Here is a 19,354-nt window from a genome sequence, read left to right as displayed (position 1 = left end):
GACGCTTTGACCGGTGTTTAAACTCCTTTTACTGGCCCTGGAATCTCTTTCTAAACACTGACGCTTTGGCCAACGGTATCTGATGATTTGCAGTGAGAACGAACCCTAGAGGCTCTTCCTTCACATATGCAACGAACGTTAGTTCGAGAGTCGTTGAGTTGCTTAATTTTAAATCCCCCAGTCTAAGCCGGAGCCACTCATTATCTATTGAGTATAATGCGTCGTTCGTAGAAATCTTAGAGTCAATGCCCGCTATGACCTCAACTCTATCCCATCGGCTGTCGGACCAATCTATCATGCCGTTTCTGATAGGGAGGCCAACTTCGTTGTCAGGTCTGAATCCTATTTTTTCGCGGTTACCATAGCCTTCGAAGATCTGCAGGTTTTCATCGTGGACTATCTCGCAGCGTACAAGCTCAAGAGCGGCCACTAGGTCGCGAGAGTTAGCAGCGAGAACAGTAACGCTCACATCAGCACTAGATGTTTCACCGTCATCGTCTGTTACTGTGACACGGAACGTATAAGTTCCCGGCTCAGTGAGACCACTGGCCGTCGCTATTGCTGCCGTTGCATCATAGAACGTCACGCCCTGCTGCGCGGTTGTGAGCGTCCAGGTTCGGCTAACTATGGTACCGTCGTTGTCGATACTGCCAGATGAATCCAGCACTACGCTATCGCCGGGTGTGACAGTCGGGGTTGATGTTGTGGCGAAAGCTGTTGGTTTCATATTTGGAGCCTCAGTGGGGAATGGCTCTGTGCCCGTCAGCTGGGAAACCTCACTGTCAGACGCCGCAATGCGAAACTCTTTCACTTCTTGGGCGTTATCGAACAGCATTACGCCGTGCTGGCTCTCGTAAAGGTTAAAGTCATCTTTGAAGCTACCAACTGGGGAGCCGTTAAAGAATAAGGTTATCTCATCCCTAACGGCCCGAAGTCCCACTTCAAAGTCATCATTTGCCGGTATTTCTACTCCAGTATTACCAAGCGCAACATTAAAGCTCCCGTTTTCACGCTTTACTACGCAGAAGCCGTTGTTTGCTTCGTATGTGGCATATATGTGGTTGTTGTTATCTTTATATCTCAGCACGACAGCAACGTTACTTGCTGCTGTGCCATTCAGATTGAATGTAGCCTGAACGTGAGCATTACTGTCACCATCGACAGTTGCTAGCCACCAAGGGCGAGAAGGTAAATCCCCGGTACCCATCAGCGAGCCGTTTACTGCCGAAAACGTGCCGCTCTGTTGTGTCCAATAGTCGTGCAACTCATCAAACCCGTCATAATAAGGCGTCGGGCTTAGTTTGTACTCGCCTATAACAGATATCGTCGTAGTATACGTAGCGGTGTTCCCCCACTTATCGCGAACGATAAACGGGTGTTCGAAGTCGCCTAAGTGCCCTGCGTAAAACTCACCGTCCGGCTGAATGGCAAGGCTAATATCGCCCTGCTCGTCATCCGTAGCCAGCAGCCCTGATACAAGGCCGGTGGAATCTAACCGGCAAAAGCCAGCGACCCCCGATTCAGTGATAACAGGGGCGGCAGTATTACCCCTGATACCATATTGCATAGTGTTGACTAGTGGTAGGCTCATAATAAAACAACCCCGTTATTGTTAACCCATGCGCTGGTTTGCGTACCTAGAATGGTACGGGTGCGGAAGTCATACGTGCCTGCGGGTAGCGTTGGACGCCAACGCAAATCCCCACAATGCCCCACAGTAATTTTTGGCAGGTCGATCCATTCAGTATCCGCCGACAGTTTGTATTGGCCTTCAATTTCATCAAAAGCTGACTGTAGTGTATCCGGGATATTGGGTTGCGTCTTCAGGACGATGAATTTGTTAGGGATATCAGATGGAGACCTATCCGTGTACTCGCTGACGTCCGCGTCAGTAATATCCACTACCCGTTGGCCGGCAATCTCACAGTTAAATAACAAAGATTTACTGTCTGTATAACCGAGCCACTGGGCCTGATGACTATAACCAGGATCTGGAGGCGTTCCTAAGTGCTTAACGTTGGCATGAATACCAATATTCTTAGGGTGCTGACGAATATTACGGAACGAGTATCCGAATTCGGCATAGTTCAGGATATTGGTAATCTTACAATCAAGGTTGCCGTCGCCGCCGTTATAAAACGCGCCATTGAACAGGTTAAGGGACTGCTCTGCTAGACTGTGAGCATTATCGTTCATTACGAGACAGTCAGTGTTATTCCCGCCGCTATACCCGCCGTTAATGGAGGATTTTTTCAGGTCGATATATGTGTTGGTGATGTACACAGATGCAACACCGTCACCGTTGGTCGTTCCATTTGAAATGCCAAGTTCGAACTCCCACGGGCCATCTTCACTCGCAGGGTATCCCCCCTCACACCATAGGTTATCTACTATGAGAACATCACCGAGACCGCCATACATACTGATAGCTTCTTTTTTCTCAATGGAGCGGCAATCTACAAAACGGAAGTTGCCACCGCTACTAGCACGGTAGCCTAATCGTCCGCCGTTAGCTCCCAGCGTTTCGCCTGTGATGTCTTCCGTGAATGTGTAGTCGCTAAGTGTCGCGGGATCTAACACGGTTTCCAGTGCAGGGCGAATAACACAATTACCTTCGACGGGACAATTAGGCGGTTGCTGCCGCTGATTAACCTGACTTACATCAAGCCTTCTGGGCGCAATAACCGTGGAAGGCTTTTTGACACGCTTAACGTGCAACCCGTCGGTTGTACCGTCAAAACCGTTTTGATGTGTTAGTACAATTTGACTGCAATTAGCCGGTATCTTTAAATGCCAGACTTCACGCCCATCGCGGTCAAATGTATAGCGCGGTGTAAAAGTGGTGTCACCAATAGCAAGAGGTAAAATATCGCCCGTAGTACGCCCTGTCACATCAAACGCGACTTCATACGTATCACCCTCAGCATAGGCATAGGTAATAGTGGTGTCTGTCGAGTTTTCAGCAATATTTTCCTCAACCATAATTGAGGCAAGAATTGTTATGGTTAGACTTCGTGTGACACCGCCAGGGAGCATATACTCGAAAGTGTCTGTGTCCGTAGTATCTGGCTCCAAGTGATCGAACGCGCCGTCCGGCACATACTCGAAGAATCCGTTACGGTACGCAACAATGCCGCCTTTCGCAGTACGAACATTTCTATCACCATCAATTGGGACACCCTCGATAGCAACAACGTTATCCGGTAGTGTTGATGCAGAGGAAATCGCTTCGTTTGCGTAGCAATAAAGTGTCCCGCTAGTCGCGCCCACAATTGCCGTTCCGTTGTCAAATGGATACGCTCCCTCAAACACCGCACCAGTAAAAGGGAATCCTACGGGGCGATCAACACTAATAGACGCCACGCCATTATTAAACTCGACGGATGTATTAAAGAGAACGTCTGACGGGTCGTTTTCATGGTGAGCCTGAACCAAATATGATTGATAGCCCGGTGTGGCACCCGTCAGAATCAATTCCATTAATGACTCGTTAGTGTTGATACTCTCTCTCGCGTTTGCCATTCTGTTTGCTGCCTTTTCAGTTACCAGTGCATCCTCGACTATCACCCTTTTGGATAGCCTCGTTTCGTTATTGTTGTTATCCCGAATCTTCAGAAAGTAGTCGTATGTGCCTACTGTATCTGTGGTCACTACCGTTGGGACACCCTTTAAATCCTCGTACTCAATAAACTGTGAGATTACACCGTCAACGTTATCTTCGGCCGTTGCTGTTTCTACGTAGGTATCACCCTGGGTAAGGATGACAGTACCTTGAGTGTCTGTAATCACTGGCGGGATGGGATCGTCTGGAACAATAATGGTAGAGATACCCAGCTGATTGGTGTAAGTAATGTCACCAAGGCTAGCGGCCCTGTCACTACGATTGTTCAGTCCGTGGATGGTACTCCCCATATTGACATCAGACGTGAACGTAGCCTTTAAAACACCTTCGATATAAACCCTGAATGTGTTCCCATTCATTTCGAACGTGGCTTCGTATTCGTCTCCAGTACCATAGCCAAGCGTATGCGACACTGAATCAAGCTGGGAAAGTCCTTCATCGGTACTGTGGTAGAAATCTACAGTAGTACCTTTGATGTCTATAAACAGGAAGTCATAAGGGCCATTAAAACGGAAAGCGGGACCAGACATCCGGTGTGCGAAATCCTCATAATGCCGGATTGAGATGGTCATATCCGTCAGGCCAAAATCTTTCCATACAACGCGCTTTGCGCTGTGGCTTGGTACTTCCCCCCGGCCAGCGAACGCCAAGTTAGCTGTTACCGCCCAAGCGCACGGAACTGGTATCGAGAAACCTTCGCCGATGTCCTCGGAATTCTGGCCGTAGCCCGCACTTTCTACCGGGTACAATTTTCTTACAAAAATTGGGTCTGGCATATTCCTATGTACTCCTTAAATACTAAACTGCCACGCCGGGCGTAATTTCAATGTGTTCGTGTTGATCGTTCGCGCTTCTGTTGGGCGGAGCTGGTATGCGGCGCTTTACCGTCTTTGCTTTATGCTGATAAGTAACAAACCGGGCGCCGATGGTGTACAGTGCCTCGAAGGTTGCGAAATAAACCTCTCGCGGGTCTGCGTCTGTGTGTCCTGCGCCGAGGTACATGTGGGCGGTGTCATTGATGACGGTTGCCGAGCATGTGAAATCTCTCGGGTGGGGGCGGCCTGGCGTTCTGATATTTAACTGCTGTACCGACACGCTTTCTGTGTCTGTGTGCACGTGGAGTGTAGTGACAGTTTGAATCTCTACCTGGCGGCCTGATGATGCGGTGACTGTTTTGTACTGCATCCAGGCTTCCTCCGGTGGCGTTAAACGGCGTTTGAACAGGCTTTTAATTGTGTTTAAACCTGATTAATGCAGTTTGGTAATTTTTCAGAACGTGCGATTTTATTTAAGTATGGTGGGTGGTGTATGGGTGGTGGGTTTAGTCGGGGTTGTGGAAGAATCCGCCAGTGGTGAGCTGGCGGGCAGGGCGGTTTAAAGTAATGTGCGGCTGAGCATGGACTGCTTTCGGCGCATGACTTTGAATACCATCTCTTCGGTTACTATGGCAGCGAAATCCGTGATTGTCTGCTCCAGGGCTTCCATCTCGCTCAACGGTTTGCCTGGATTGTGGTAAACCTTAATTGTACTGCCGTTAACCGGCAGCAGCTCGCCTGTTGTTTCATCAATCAGTTCGCCGGTAGCGAGAGTTTGCAGGTAGTCGTCTGAGCCATCCAGGTCTCGGTCTTCCATTTTCTCTGTAATTGATACACGTACCATATCGCCTGTGGCAGGGCCTGAGAGTATGCGAAGCAAACGGTCGGCGGGCAGGGCCCACTGGTATGTGTCGTGGGCAACGGCTTCAAATTGCAAATCTGACATTCGTTAATTCCTTATGGTTTGTAAAAAATGTTGTGCGTGACTAGGCGTTTATCTGCAGATACACCACCGAGGAAGTTGGTACCGCCTAGTGATATGTGCATGACAGGTTGTGCAGCGGTGATCACCTTGTCTACAACAGGTTCCCACACCAATTCACCATCTGGCATTTCTGCCAGCATTTCATCACCGCGTTTTAAGTTCACCGCGAACCGGCTGCTGCCATCGCGCATATCCACCGGCGTGTATAGCGATACGGTTTTCTGGTTGCCGGATACTGTTATAAATGTGATGACATCTTCTGTTGCTGGGCAAATGCCAATGATTGGTGCTTTGTGCTTAACGCCGTTGGTCACAGCATCAATAACATCTCCGACTTTTGCATCCTTAGCTTGCAGCGTTGGTGTGAGCCACGTATCGGCGTGCGGACAGTCGCCAGGGTCGGGACGCGTTGTGCCACCGCCGTTTACGTAAGTAGTGAATTTACCAACTTTGTATATGTCATCACGAGCAAGGGATGCACCGTTCGTTGTTGCATAGTAGCTAACGTTGCCGCCCACGCCGTATGGGTCGAAGCAGTAGACGTGATACGTTGTGCCTTGTTCAAGGCTGTACACTGTGCCGCTGTTATAGCTGATGCTCTCGTTCGATACGGTAACCGAGTGAGCTGCAATGTCGATACGCGCCTTGTTACCATCGCTCGGATCGACATCACTAGACAACGAACTTGAATTGGCCGCAGCTGGTGTGCCCATGTTATTTGATGTTGGCAGAAGGCGAGAGCGGAGAATAGGTTGTAATGTGGGCGGTGCTGCCAGGGCGCTTGGTGTTGCGTTTCCGTCGTTGCGATATAGCTCCGGCATTGGCGCAGTAATTAAAACGACCTGCCCAGCGCTACAGTCATCTACATCAATACGAAGTGCAGCAGATGTACTCGCGTCATTAGTCAAATCGACAATAACAGAGATACGGCGCCAAGCCTGATATTCAGTAAATGACGCGGTGTGCGGGCTCCCCGTATAGCCGTTTGGGGTGCGCAGATACGCTTGAAATTTGGGGTAACCTAGCGAAGAACTGCCTTGTCGGAATACATAAAAACTAACTAACCACTTCTTGTTTGGCGGAATAGCAATATTGTAATCGGTGGTAGAGCGCCCAAACAACATCCAGGCATCCCCATTCGTTACTTGGTAGCGATAGCAACCTTCGATATTCGGACGATCACCGTTTCGATTAGCGTATGTTTCATGTATCAGTGTACTCGTCACATTCCCGGTAACCAGCGGTATACCGGTTCGCGGGTCAAAATACTTGGGATTGCAGAAGTTGTCCCCGTAGCCCGAGGGATTGCGCAGCATAGTATTTTGCAGAGCACGATTTACGGCTTCGTTTCTAAAACCGTCTGGAGTCCAATTAGGGACACTTCCTAGACCAACCTGTGATGCTGTTGTTCGGGAATTGCGGTAATCATCGTCGGGTCTCAACGCACCAATACGGCTATTTGCCCGCCCGTCTATGTGTGAGTCTGAAACGTAGTTCGCGCCACTCGCGGGCAGTGTTCCCCAGCCCGCACCTTGGCGTATATTTTCAGAAGATAGTTGATCGTTTCTAACACTAGCGGCCGCTTCTTTGACAAACATTTCGGCGTGATGTATCCACACATTCGCCGCAGCGCCGCCATTCCAACCGCTGTTTCCAGACCAACGATAAATCGCTAGAGAGACGTATTTTACACTGGCTGGCGGGGTGTAGTCGTAGTCAAACAACTGAGGTTCGTCATCAACGCCGCCATTCGAATGAAACGATTTGTATGAATTGCGGGCTACACCGTGCGGCGTTGATGCGTGAGTGCTGTTCACAACGTGCGTTTTATTCGCGGGCAATTCTGAATTGAGCTCAAGTAAGCGAATATACACGCCGCCTGTTTGAACATGCTCACTGCTTAGCCACAGTCGCAAGCGATAAACGGTGTCTGAATTCACGGCGACGGCTTTATATGCAAAAGCTACATTGGTATACGATTGCGAGCCACAGCGCAGTGCTTTCTTGCCCGCGTAGTAACGAATTTTGTCGTAATCAAATCCGCCCTCGCAAGGCTTCCATCCTTGCGCCCTACCGTGTCTATCTGCAATTGCGCCTTTCGGGTTGCCAATCAAATTTGTTGGTGCGGGTGTTGCGTCATCGTCGTCTACCGGCGGGAGCACAGAACCAAAATACCCAACCACGATATGGTCTATTTCATACGATTTCCCATTTGCATTTTCATTAGCGAGATCGATGCGAATGCCAGTTATTACGCTATTCATCCAATCATCACGCGCAGTAGTGGTGTTGGCATCACGAATATCAAAAATCAAATAAGTCCATTCATCCTGTTGGTATCGAATCGATTTTGTGCAGCGATAGTTATCGTGATGGCCATGCGATGAATTCGTCCAGTAAAGCTGCGCAGTGGTATTGTGAGTTGCACTGCTCGTGCGTAATCGCACTTTAATGCCGTAATTGTCAGCGCCAACGATGGCGAGATCGTTTATCGCTATATAAGGATCATTGTTCGTAGCCGTAGCATGTAGCGAACCCCGTACAACGCTCGCATTGTTTAAGTTTGTCAGGTTCCAGTCGAGATAGTTATCATCCTCAGTAAAACCCCACACTTGGCCCGCGACACCCACGATGTCCGAAGGTGTTAAGCCGTCAGCGCCAGCTGCACCGTCGTCGCCCTTATCACCACGCTCGAAATCTTCACTAAAGGCAGACCAAGCAGAACGGCGTGACCAGGTACCATCACCGTCATCTTTATAGCGAACGGTGGACACCCAGCGTTTTTGCCCAGCGGGCGGTGTGCTTCTAGTGTCCGTGGTGCCCGAGGGGAAAGTCTCGCTACTACCATCGAAACTACCACCGGTTGGCGTAGCGGGTTTGCTGGCCGCGTTCTTAAAGACGAAGGACACATAATCGCCGTTTACGCCGTCGAAGTAGTCGACGCCTTTTTGCGGTGAGAAACCATCATCGCCATCGCGTACAGTAATGGTCTCGCCAAGGGCGTTTGTGATGGTATAGGTGCCGTCACCGTTATCCGTGAACGTCGGAATATCACCCGCTGCACCATCTAAAATAGTGATTGAATCCTCACCGCTAGTAATTGTGTAAGAACCATTGCCGTTATCGGTGACAGTTGGTGCTGGTCCGGGGTCGCCTTTCTCGAAATCCGGGGCGGCTTCGGACCAAGCAGTGCGCTTCATCCAGGTGCCATCACCATTATCACTATAACGAACAGTCGATACCCATCGGCGATAGCCTTCAGCTGGCGCTGTACGGGTGTCTGTCCAACCGTTGGGGAAGTTTTCTGTGCTGCCGTCGAATGAACCACCTGATGGGGTTGCTGGTTTATTAATACTGTTGCGATAGATGTACGATACAAAGTCACCGTTCAAGCCATCGAAGTAATCAACACCTTTGGTCGGTGAATAGCCGGGCTCACCATCCGAAACTGTTACTGTCTGGCCGTTCGCCCCCTCGATTGTGTAGGTACCATCGCCGTTATCGGTTACGGTTGGGATATCACCGTCGTTACCATCACGGATGATAATCGACATGGTATCTGTGCTGATGGTATACGTGCCGTTCCCGTTGTTTGTCATCTGAATGAGACCAATCAACGGACCTACAACAAAACTTGTCCAGTTCGCATCGGCTCGTTCACCGTCAATCAACCGGTACCAGATCGTCACACTGCCATTTTGAGGCGTATCGTGAATGGTTAAAGCAACATCGCGGCCGCCGTCATACGAACTGGCGAACACACCATCGTAGGCGTAGCGCCAATCGTACGTCGCTGCATCGTGAGGCAAGGGCGGGCCAGTGACAATCAACTTGCCGGTTAGCACTTGCGTGGTCACCCCCTCTGGCGTGGGGGTGCTCGATATTGTGATGTCTAGTGGCGATGAAAAAGCCTGCTTGCCGTAACGATTTATTGCACCGACTTCGAGCGTGTAATCACCCAGCGGGATGTTCGACAGGCTCTGCTCCAGTTCCACCGGTGCAAAAGTGCGGCTGAATCCTTCTTCGTTACTGACTTTAACAATAAAGTTGATTACCGAGTTGGGACTGGGGTGCGTCCAGGTGAGGCGGCCTTGTCGCCACGAATCGGCCGGGGTTTGCGTGAATACCACGTTTTCTGGCGCAATGGGCGCGGTGGCATCTGGCAATGACGTGTTTGGGGTTAACTCGCCTTCGGCCGGTTCAAATGAATCTGGGTATAGTGCCGGACCGTCTTCAACAAGCGTGAGCAGGGTGCGGCGCTTTGCCGTGTCGTAATCGGTGCTGGCGATCAGAAATTCTTTATTGATGCCGCTTTGTGGGTCGACAAACCGGATGTCGTTGCCGGCAGCAATATCCAGGCGCAGGCCATCTAACGGATACGAAGTAACGAAACCGGCGCGGTTTCGCTCCAGCTGCAGTTTTGCCAGGCGCTGTATTTGATGCGACTTGGTGACAAGGTTCGCACGAATAGTGCTTTCAAGGTGTGCTTTGTCGGCGGCGCGATAAGCTTCGCTGGTTACAACGGGTGCACTGGTTACTTGCCATTTCAGCTCGGGCTCGACGTACTCTGGTCTAATAAAGTTTGTCAGTTCGCTGTATTTACGGTGTGGCGTATAGCGGGGCAGTTCCCGCAAATCGTTAACGTGTATCGTGGTTGTGGCAGGCCCGGCATACATGGCAGGCTTAATAAATACGCGGCCGCCCACTCGATATAGCTTCGCACCCATGGTGAGCATAATTTGGTTCAGCAACTCATTGGGGCGCATTCCATTATTCAACACGCCATTACAGCCAAATCGCTGGCCTTGCTGTTCATTGCCGTCTTTATCACGGTATGTGGCCAACTCGTCAGTGTAGTTTGCGCACACGGCAACAAAATCCCAGGGTATTCGACGCTGTGGTACGGCCTTACCGCCATAGGTCATTAACGCATGATACGCACACAATTCCGGGTTATCTGACCATTCCCACGTTGCACTGTCGTTAACCCGGTGGGCACCGCTGCCGCCTGCCGTGTCGTCTTTACGAGGGTCGTAAACGCGATGGCCACGCACAACAAACTTCATTTCATTGATGGTGCCCGCAACCAGGTTCGGGTCGTTTTCAATTTCAACGACCACATAAGTTTGGTTGGTACCGATATGATCGTCTGTCCAGCCAGGTATGTGCGTTTTTGCCGTATTGTCTACGGATGTTTGGTCGCCTAGGTACGTTCTCACACGGGCCTTGCTGCCAAACTCACTGAGCTTCTTACCTTCAATTTCGTACACCTCTACGCTTTCGCATGGGTGCCCGACCAGGTGCAGCACCATCACGTGCCACTCGGTACCGGCAATCGTGGGCTTGGCATAACCGACAATTTGCCCACCGACTAACGCCTCACCGTAGACGATTTTGCGAGACTGGTTTCCCTGGGTTGTCAATGCCTGGTCTGCGGCAGGGTTAGTATCGAGCGTTCCCAATTCCGGCGTCATAGCATCGGTAAGTAACTGCGTACCGATAGCGGTACCTACACCGATTGCCACGGCACTGGCGAACACGGTTGCACCGGCGATTGTAATACCTGCTGCGGCACTCGCCATGCCTGCAGCAACACCAACGGCAACTACTGGCATGACACACTCCAACAACAAATGGCCCGACGCATGGGCAGAGGTTGCAAACCGTTTTCAGCGGCGCACCAAATCTGACCGCCAAAGCAAACACCCAGTGCATCCCCAATATCGGTATGCACTAACACCACGTCGCCGCGCCCAGTATTTAACCGGGGTTTAAACGGGCCAAAAATATGGTTTAACGTGTCTTTAATGGTGCCTTGGCCATAGCGCCGTAACGCCATGGCCGCGCCGCGTTTCGAGGCATAATGGCCGCGAAATGATTCTGCAAAGTCGTGGCCTGTCATGGCGCGCAATGCGTCAGCAACAGCCAGGCAGCAATCAAATTTTCCCCATTCAAAGGGCGTGGATGTATTCGCTGAAATGTATTCAGCCAGCGCGACAAAGTCTTTTTTAACGTTCACTGTTAAACCCTTTATTTGTTCGTGTGCCACCGCGTGGGCCTGAGTAGTTAGATTTGGTGGGTAGGGCAGAAAGGGGCGAACCGGCAATGATTTCTACCAGGTCAAAAAAGCGGTCACCGGGATACATGGCCTGCTGCGCGTTATCTGTGGTTTTAGCGGCTTCTGTTGGCTGTGCCCAGCGCTCCATCCAGTCGCTCACGGCCAGCTTTGCTACTGCAGGAATCGATTTGGCTTCATCGCCACGTACCGCTTCGTAATCGACAACGTAGCCATCGATAACGTAGTCGGTACCGTCAATAATGCGCCGGTTCTCGTCGTACGCTACCAGGTGCATGTAAAAGTCATGACCGATAGGGCGAAAATTCAGTAACTCAGTAAAAAGGGAAAGATCCAGCAGCTTAAGCGAAAAATTTGCCCGGCTGCGGGTGTTTTTATCGTTTTCCGATACCTTGCCGACACCGGCAAATTCACCGACGCCCAGGTACGTTTGTCCGTTGTATTCACGCTCGCCATGGCCGGTATGTAGACGAATCCACCCGTTCTCGTATTCGATTTCGGCAAACGCCAACAGGCGGGACGGAGAGGCTTTCGCAGCCTCTGCCATTTGCGGTGTGATTAGGCGCTCTATCATGTGAACGACTCCATAAAATCTAGGGTGACATCGCGATAGATGCGCTTGTTACCGGCCAGCGCTTCAACCTGTTTGGGGTTTGTCCAGCGGCATGTTGACGAAAGGCCGTTCACATCGGAGATAAGCGTTGTACCGTTGGCGGGAATGTTTCGCAGCTCGTTGTTGAGATAGATGCGCGCTTTGCCACTGGCGTTGCTGGTGACATCATCGCGTACTTCTAACAGTTGACCGCCAATCATGAAACGATCGAGTGCGGCGGCGACCATTTGCGATGGACCAAAATTACGCACATCGACATACAGACCATATTGCCCACCACCGTCGACAACGGGCGAACCTGCCCAAGTACCTTTCTGCGCGGTGAATTTGGGGTCTTTCATGCGGACTTTGTTCACCGGGCCGCGCAGACGGGCCAGCAGCTTGTACAGTTCGTCGCGTTCCTCTGCGAACAACACCGGCCAGTGACGGCGAACCATCCAGCGTTCACCGGCATTGTCTACCACGAATTCGTGGCCGGAATAGTCGTTAGTATCGAGCTGGCTATTAAAGCGCAGCACAAAAAGGCCGGTACCGGTTGGTACAGCGTCGGGGAAATCGTAAGTGGTTACGGTCATGCTACGTTACTCAGTGTCTGGCGAAGTTCACCCTGACCGGCGAAATCTTCGCGAATACGTTCGTACAGTTCGGCCATACCGGCCTGCACTGAATCTGCAATTTTTGTTTCCATGCCTGGGGTGGCGTTCGGGGCGTGAATAGTCACTTTCGGGGAGAACGTAAACGCGCGATTGTTACCCCCCATGCGACCGCCGACGTTATCGTTCGCGGCCACCATGTTTTCGAAGCTGCGACGCTGGCGGGGATTCAATACCATTTCATCGTTTCGTAGCCACCAGGTACCCTCACGCACGTTTTTATCGAGACCGCCGTGGGCTTGCCCCTGCAGCGTTGCGCCTTTGATGTTAGCGAGCAAGCTGGCACCGCTTGCAGCGGCCTGCGCAATAGCAACCGGGGCCATATACCAAGGCTGTGCGGCAGAGGCGTTACTGATGGCGGTAGCTAAATTTAGAATGCCCTGACTGATGGCGAAGCCTTTGGAAATCGCAAACAGCGTTTTGTATGCCTTCGACTGTTCACCGCCAAAGGTTTTGGCCATGCTGGCTAGCCCGCCGAATGTTTGTTGGGCACCGCTCATGATCATATTGGCGCGCTGAACTTCTAATGCTTGAAGCTCCGAAAGGTGCTTTTCACGGGCAGCGAGCATTAAATCGAGGCTTTGTTGCTGGGTGATTTGTTTCGCCTGTGCAGCCTCGGCAATGATCTGCATTTCATTCTGCGCGTTCATGCGCAGCAGTTCTTCTTGGGTAGCAAAGCGGGCGCGAAGTTGGTCGAACATGGTTTCGCCATTCGCGTTCACGCCATTCTCACTGGCGCGCTGCTGTTCCAGTTCGCGCACCTGCTCTTCATGCTTGCGTTTTGCAGCAAGCATCAAATCAAGCCCCTGCTGCTGGGTAACCTGGTTGGTTGCCATCTTCTGGGCGATGGTGGCCATTTCAGCCTGTGCATGCTGAATAAGCAGCTGCTCTTCCGACAGGTACGCTTGCTTCAGCGCATCATAATTGGCTTGTTGCTGCTCGGGCGTGATGGCCGGTGTATTACCGCCTGAGTTGGTAAAGTCGTTATCGTTGGCAGCGGGCGGATTTTGGCGCGCGGTGGCCAGGGCTTTCGCTGCAGCGAGCTGAGCGTTCATAGACGAGATGGAAGCGTCACGTTCAGCGCGGATGTTGTTCAATGCTTCTTCGCGGGCGTTCCAGGAGCCCTGGATACGGCTGTCGAAAAAGGCGTTGGATTCCGCTTTTTGTTGTGTATAGAACGTTTTTATCTGCGCCAGCTCACCGGAGAGGTCATAGGTGTCGCCATCAAACGGGTTGAGCTTATCGGCTAAGTCACGAGCATACGCCCCTGCCACGGCGACTAATTCTTTCAGTCCGTTCTGAACCGATGCACCGAACTGCAGAATATACAAGCGGCCCACTTGTTCCAGCGTCGACAGTTCTACTGCGATGGTTTTCACCATGGCAAGCACGTTCTGCGGGAAGGTGAGGAAGGCATTACCCATTGTCGAGAGAATAAAGGAAATGGCATCTGACGCCATTTGTACTTCTTCCGGGAACTGGGCGAAGAGATTGGTTACGAGGTCGATACTGTCAGAAATCAAGTCCCCCCAACCCGACCAGGCACCGGCATAGGCGGAAAGCGCGGCCATTAGTTCGCCACTGGATATGCGGGCGGTAATGGCATCTAAACCGTTGGATACCGTTCTGAGGCTGGTTTTCATGATGTCAGAAACCCCAGTCTCGGCAATCGAGAACATCAGGTTATCCCAACTATCGCCCAGATTGGATATGGCACCATCCAGGGTAGCAGCACGGCGCTCTATACCACCGGCAAAATCAATATTGCCGAGTCGCAAAAGGTAATTTTCGATAGCAGAAGCTTCGTTAGCTACTGTCGTTCTTACCCCTTTAAAGGTGAATGTAACTGTATCGCCCTGATTCTTCGCCCGAATACCAAACTCTTTTAATCGCTCAAATTCTGCCACACTCGCATCAGCAACGGCCTCAATAAACTGGTCAAGGCTTTTACCCATGGCGGAAGCCGTATTGCCGTAACTCATGATGGCCGCTTTGCTCGGGTCTAGACCTAAGTTTTTAAGCTTGATGAATGCCGTGGTGAGTTGTTCTACGGAGAATGGCGTTTCTGCAGCGGTTTGCTGGATGGATTTAAATACGCTGACGGCTGCAGTGGCAGAGCCGGTAGCGGTAACAAGGGCAGATTGAAGGATTTCAAAGCGACGGGTAGTGTCAGCTAGATTTCTGACAAGTTCAGTTCCAGCGTAAGCAACCAGCAAGGCGGCACCGGCTGCTTTAACGTGGCGAAGCATGCCGCCACTGGCTACGCCAAGGCGGTCTACTTCCTGGCTGGTTACTTTGGCTTGCTGCCCAGCTCTGTCTGTTGCCGTTCTGAAACGGTCCAACTCATTACGGGCACGTTTGGTTTCGCCTACGAGGCCGCTGGCGTCGCCTTTTAATTTTATACCCGTAACGATGTCGGACATGAAGAGTTCGCCTTTTTGGTCAGTTCATCTGCAAAGATGTGACTGACAAAGCGAAGGTCTTCAAATTGCTCTGGTGTGTACTGTCTACCGGTTAGGGTGGCTTCCGCCTGCAGTTGCACCAAATCAAGACCCAAACAAAAACCGTTATGCCATCGGTAGAGATCGTCTGTGGCAACAAACCACTGGATCACGTTCCAGAGCGGTGGCCAAACTTCGAAGGTATCGTCGGGGTCGAGGTGTGCGGTGTGCTGGGCGATAGTTTTACTGTCTGCGCCCAGCTCCTTCATTTGCTCGACTAGTTCGTCGATTTCCGATTGCGGGGCTTGCGGCCCTTGCGCCCAGAAGCGGGCTGCCCCTGCAAGTTTTTTGCTTTAATACCAGTCACTGCCTCATGGTACGCGCTGAGGAATCCAAGCCGGATGTAGCCCCGGCTTTTGAACAGCTTGAGCTTGTTTTCTTTGGTGCAGGGCAGTGGCTGGTCGTTGTGGTCGGTAACGTCTTTCCAGTCTTTGACGACGCGCACGAGGAATACGATATCGTCGTCTACCAGTTCGTTGTATTCGTCCTGGTCGAGCAAATCGTATTGCGCCTCTAACTGGTGCGTTTCAGTATTGCCGCCGTCGACTGGCACTTCAATGGCCGTGGGCCACCATACATAATCGTTTTCAGCGAGTTTAAACGACATATAAACCTCGTTTGTTCAGGATTAAAAAAAGCTGGCCATCCATTGCCAGCAAAGCACACACACTTGAGTTGGGTCCGTCCCTGGGCGCTGCCGGGTGCAATCCATTGCACCCGTTCTTACTTTGGTTCTATGCCGCTTTAGCGGGTTTTCAGCACTGCATCGTGGCCTTTAATCACACGGGCGGTGATTTCCCAGCACTTTTTGCCTTTCTCTGCTGTCGGCTTCACGGTAAGGAACTGTGCGCCAGTGCTGGATTCTTCCCACACTTCACCGGCAGCAATACCGTGAGTGAATCCAAATGGTACTTCTACGTTCGACAGCAAAATGGCGAACGGGTCGAAGGTTCCCAGTTCTGGCGCTTCGATAACCCACTTGGCCTCTTCTGACCAGTTATCAATAAAGATGCGTTTCTGCTCGGTACCTTCGTCGTACTCGATGGTGGCATTGTCAGCCACTTCATATTGGTACAGGTTGAGTGCCTGACCATCGATGTTGAAACTGGTGTTCAGTTCGCCCATGGGCAGCGGCTTCTGGAAATTGCCGAAATCGGGGGTGGGTGGTGTACCGGCTAGGGTGCCACCATACACGCCAGTCACTTCCGCTGAACACATCAGGCGATCGCCGGTGGTACCAGAGCGGGTAAGTGTGGCTTTACAGGCAAAGGCTTTGTGATACATGCCTTCCCAGTAGAAATACACGCAGCCGTCGATTTCCTGTGACGCGGTGGTAATACGGTTATGGCTAACTTCACCCGCCACATCGGTGTTGATATCGCGGCCCGCCAGCTGCAGCATCTTCGCGAAGGCGGTAGGCGCGGCGGCATCGCCTGACCCGGTGAGTTCAAACGGGGCGGTGATTTTAATCATTTCGTTGATGTGAATAACCGGCTCACCACCGTCTGCACCGTTGTCCAGTTCGCGGTTAATTTGTTCGGTCACCAATGGCTCTACGCTTAAGCCGCTGGTCTGAATGGCTACAGGTGACGCACCGTTGGCGATATAGTCAGTGCTGGGGGTGTCTTCAGGGCGGCGAGTGGCCACCATAATGAATTTTTTCTTCTCTTTATAACCTGGGGTGATGCTCATGATTTGGCCTCTTTGGTTTTCTCTGCAGGGCGGTCATCTACCGGGCGGTCTTCCACTTTTACCCATTTCAAAAGTGGGTGATGACTGATTTGGGCCAGCTTGCCGGTTGAGAGCTGGGCATCCCTAAACCGGTTTTCACCCGGTTCAAATTGCATGGCCGCACTGGTAACAGGCAAAGCCGAAGTGTTAGTAACAATAATCATGAAGCGGTTCCTTCATACCAAGTTGTGGTTGTAAAACGGTCGAGCCACCACATGCCGTTGGCAGCAAAACCCACTAAATCTGAATTACTCAGGTTGACCGGTTCGTGTTCGGGTGAGGGGGACCAGCCAAACAATTCGGCTCTCAGGCTCGTCCGTAATTGCTCCAGCGCAGCCAGGCCCTTTTCACCGGTGTTGTCGTTCAGGCTCTGAATGCCAATTACCACACCAAATGTGATAATGGTTTCCTGCAGCGGCTTACCCACAGACGCATCGCGGCCAGAGGGCGCGGGGCGTTCATTCACCGGCACCACATAGGCGCAGTTGCGCTGATTGATGGGCTGCTTAATGGCGTTTTGCACATTTACCGCTGTACCCACTGATATGAACAGGGGCTGGATGCGGGCTTTTACCAGGTTCAGCATCAGATGAACCCTTTGCTGTTATCGCGAGAAAACACACTGCCCGATGAACGCATTTCAATGTGCTCACTGGTTGCAGATGCCTGGTCGTCTGCAGAGAGACCCAGGCGCACATCACCTTTACCTACCGCTTTCACAAAATCCATGGCGGCTTTGAATTGCTTTTCCACCACATCGGGGATCACATTGTCGTACAGGTTATAACGGGCAATGTCCGCGGAAATTTTGATTAACACGGCTGGCGGGTTGGCCAGTGGCAAGGGATAGCGCCCCCCAATGTAGCCATCGATAGTATTGCTGGCGTCTTCGATGGCCGCACTGACAACATCCGGCTGGACAATCTGACCGGCATCTTTATCTGTCAGCTGCGCCAGTTCCGATGCGCCGAACCGTTCAATGAGGTCGTCAGTGCTGCAATACATTATTTATGCCTTCGCCGTCGTGTTGGCAGATTTGGTTTTCGTAACAGGCGGCGTTTTTTCTTTTTCTTCCGTTTGGGACTGGGCGGCAAGAAACGTGTCGAACGGTGTGCGATCAACGCCTTCGGGGATGGCATCGGCTGACACTTCTTTAACGGACAGTTTCGGCTCGGCGTCGATAGCAGCACGTTGCTCATCAGTGAGGCTATCGATATGGAGGGCGGTGCCTTTATTGGTAAAACCGAGGCCTGCGCGTCGAAACGAGGCAAGTGAGGCGGTGACCAACAGCACCACTGCAGTAGTTAATTGAGTCATAATTGCTTCCTTTTAGCTGATGGCTACCGGCCTTTTTCGGGCCGGTAGTTGTCAAAGTTGTAAACGTTGTAGGGCCTACACCAGATAATCTGGTGAAACGACGGTAAAGCGGTTACGTAACTCGTTGCTAACCGTGGTGCCGCCATCGTCGATGAACTCACGATTATTGATTTGCTCCGCTGCTTTCTGCAGTGATGCAGGCACTACCAGCGTTAAACCGCGCTTACCTAGACCTAACGGACGGCCACCGTCTGCTTTAAAGCTGCGCATTTGGTTAATGGCTTCCCAAATGGTGGTGTAGTTCAGTTCCTTCTTCACGCCAATGGCCATTTGCCAGAAGCCGTAACCCACGTTGCAGCGGCAGTCTACGCCGTAGCGGAATGTTTTATTGAGGAACACTTGCTCGTCGGTTGGGGAATCCATGGCAACGAACTGCATGCCTTTGCGTTCCTGGAAGATGAGCGGCTTTAAGCTGCGAGAGGTATCCAGCAGGTACCAGGCATCGCCGGTGTACGCGCCATCAATGATCGCATTAGAGAAAGAATCTTCGGAGCCGGAGCCATCCACTTCGGTGTTTACCGGATGGTCTGTATCGAAGAAGTACTGGCCGTCATAACAGGGCGTGGTAAAGCCTGCCCCCAGCATTGGGAACACCAGTTCGTCAGGAAAGACCGATGCGGCATAGCCCATTTCGTTCATCATCGGACCGTATACGCCCAGGTTGTCATCTTCGATGTCGTTACGGTCGACGGCGACAGAACTTTCAAAATCGTTGTTGGTGATGGCGTAAGCATGCTCTTTAATTGACTTAAGCACACGATCGCCAATCCACTCTCGGAAACCCGGCCACTGACCCAGCCAGCCATAGGTGTTCGATTTGGTGGTAGATGGAATGGTGGTGGCAACCGTGTTAAACATCGGTTCGCCTTTTACCTTGCCGTCTTCAAAATTCTTTTTAAAACCCGTGCGCAATGCGGTGAGGGTTGCTGCATTTACAATAGCCATTGGGGCGTTTCTCCTGGCAGTTAGTTTTTAACGGGT

17 protein-coding genes are annotated in these 19,354 nt (G+C 51.6%); all 17 read right to left on the bottom strand.

Annotated elements, in window-relative coordinates; all coding sequences use genetic code 11:
• Nucleotides 1-28 precede the first annotated feature (28 nt).
• The 17 genes from BFC18_RS05340 to BFC18_RS05260 all read right to left on the bottom strand — a co-directional run bounded on the left by BFC18_RS05340 (nt 29) and on the right by BFC18_RS05260 (nt 19,318).
• Complete coding sequence (locus BFC18_RS05340) at nt 29-1,591, bottom strand: PKD domain-containing protein (RefSeq protein WP_070124167.1); 1,563 nt, start codon at nt 1,589-1,591, stop codon at nt 29-31.
• A complete protein-coding gene (locus BFC18_RS05335; RefSeq protein ID WP_070124166.1) occupies nt 1,588-4,398 on the bottom strand; it encodes a hypothetical protein in 2,811 nt (936 codons plus the stop codon). Before BFC18_RS05335 ends, BFC18_RS05340 begins: the two co-directional genes overlap by 4 nt.
• A gap of 22 nt (nt 4,399-4,420) precedes the next feature.
• Nucleotides 4,421-4,807, bottom strand: a complete 387-nt coding sequence (locus tag BFC18_RS05330) for a hypothetical protein (protein ID WP_070124165.1) — start codon at nt 4,805-4,807, stop codon at nt 4,421-4,423.
• Between the two features lie 189 nt (nt 4,808-4,996).
• Nucleotides 4,997-5,383 carry a hypothetical protein gene (locus BFC18_RS05325; RefSeq protein WP_070124164.1) on the bottom strand — a complete coding sequence of 129 codons (387 nt, stop codon included), beginning with the start codon at nt 5,381-5,383 and terminating at the stop codon, nt 4,997-4,999.
• Nucleotides 5,384-5,394: 11 nt separating this feature from the next.
• Nucleotides 5,395-11,037 (bottom strand): phage tail protein, encoded by a 5,643-nt coding sequence (locus tag BFC18_RS05320; protein ID WP_070124163.1) that lies wholly within the window; start codon nt 11,035-11,037, stop codon nt 5,395-5,397.
• Nucleotides 11,028-11,441: a DUF6950 family protein gene (locus tag BFC18_RS05315; RefSeq protein ID WP_070124162.1), complete on the bottom strand. Its 414-nt coding sequence runs from the start codon at nt 11,439-11,441 to the stop codon at nt 11,028-11,030. The genes BFC18_RS05320 and BFC18_RS05315 overlap by 10 nt, the downstream gene beginning before the upstream one ends.
• Nucleotides 11,431-12,072 (bottom strand): hypothetical protein, encoded by a 642-nt coding sequence (locus BFC18_RS05310; protein WP_070124161.1) that lies wholly within the window; start codon nt 12,070-12,072, stop codon nt 11,431-11,433. Before BFC18_RS05310 ends, BFC18_RS05315 begins: the two co-directional genes overlap by 11 nt.
• A complete protein-coding gene (locus BFC18_RS05305; protein ID WP_070124160.1) occupies nt 12,069-12,686 on the bottom strand; it encodes a hypothetical protein in 618 nt (205 codons plus the stop codon). The genes BFC18_RS05310 and BFC18_RS05305 overlap by 4 nt, the downstream gene beginning before the upstream one ends.
• Nucleotides 12,683-15,187, bottom strand: a complete 2,505-nt coding sequence (locus BFC18_RS05300) for a tape measure protein (RefSeq protein WP_070124159.1) — start codon at nt 15,185-15,187, stop codon at nt 12,683-12,685. Before BFC18_RS05300 ends, BFC18_RS05305 begins: the two co-directional genes overlap by 4 nt.
• On the bottom strand, nt 15,163-15,474 hold the full coding sequence (locus BFC18_RS05295; RefSeq protein ID WP_070124158.1) for a hypothetical protein: 312 nt from the start codon (nt 15,472-15,474) through the stop codon (nt 15,163-15,165). Before BFC18_RS05295 ends, BFC18_RS05300 begins: the two co-directional genes overlap by 25 nt.
• Before the next feature lie 8 nt (nt 15,475-15,482).
• Nucleotides 15,483-15,872, bottom strand: a complete 390-nt coding sequence (locus BFC18_RS05290) for a hypothetical protein (protein WP_070124157.1) — start codon at nt 15,870-15,872, stop codon at nt 15,483-15,485.
• Nucleotides 15,873-16,009: 137 nt separating this feature from the next.
• Complete coding sequence (locus BFC18_RS05285; protein WP_070124156.1) at nt 16,010-16,957, bottom strand: hypothetical protein; 948 nt, start codon at nt 16,955-16,957, stop codon at nt 16,010-16,012.
• Nucleotides 16,954-17,160, bottom strand: a complete 207-nt coding sequence (locus BFC18_RS05280) for a hypothetical protein (RefSeq protein WP_070124155.1) — start codon at nt 17,158-17,160, stop codon at nt 16,954-16,956. Before BFC18_RS05280 ends, BFC18_RS05285 begins: the two co-directional genes overlap by 4 nt.
• Complete coding sequence (locus BFC18_RS05275) at nt 17,157-17,582, bottom strand: phage tail terminator protein (protein WP_070124154.1); 426 nt, start codon at nt 17,580-17,582, stop codon at nt 17,157-17,159. Before BFC18_RS05275 ends, BFC18_RS05280 begins: the two co-directional genes overlap by 4 nt.
• Nucleotides 17,582-18,001, bottom strand: a complete 420-nt coding sequence (locus tag BFC18_RS05270) for a gp436 family protein (protein ID WP_070124153.1) — start codon at nt 17,999-18,001, stop codon at nt 17,582-17,584. Before BFC18_RS05270 ends, BFC18_RS05275 begins: the two co-directional genes overlap by 1 nt.
• Before the next feature lie 3 nt (nt 18,002-18,004).
• The gene (locus BFC18_RS05265) at nt 18,005-18,313 is read right to left on the bottom strand and encodes an HI1506-related protein (protein ID WP_070124152.1); all 309 of its coding nucleotides are present in this window, start codon (nt 18,311-18,313) and stop codon (nt 18,005-18,007) included.
• A 75-nt stretch (nt 18,314-18,388) separates the two neighbouring features.
• On the bottom strand, nt 18,389-19,318 hold the full coding sequence (locus BFC18_RS05260; RefSeq protein WP_070124151.1) for a Mu-like prophage major head subunit gpT family protein: 930 nt from the start codon (nt 19,316-19,318) through the stop codon (nt 18,389-18,391).
• Between the last annotated feature and the right edge of the window lie 36 nt (nt 19,319-19,354).

The sequence above is a fragment of the Alteromonas confluentis genome (genome assembly GCF_001757105.1).
In the GTDB taxonomy this organism is placed as follows: domain Bacteria; phylum Pseudomonadota; class Gammaproteobacteria; order Enterobacterales; family Alteromonadaceae; genus Alteromonas; species Alteromonas confluentis.
Note: the sequence above shows the minus strand (reverse complement) of the source record. Positions and strands in the feature narration are given on the sequence as shown.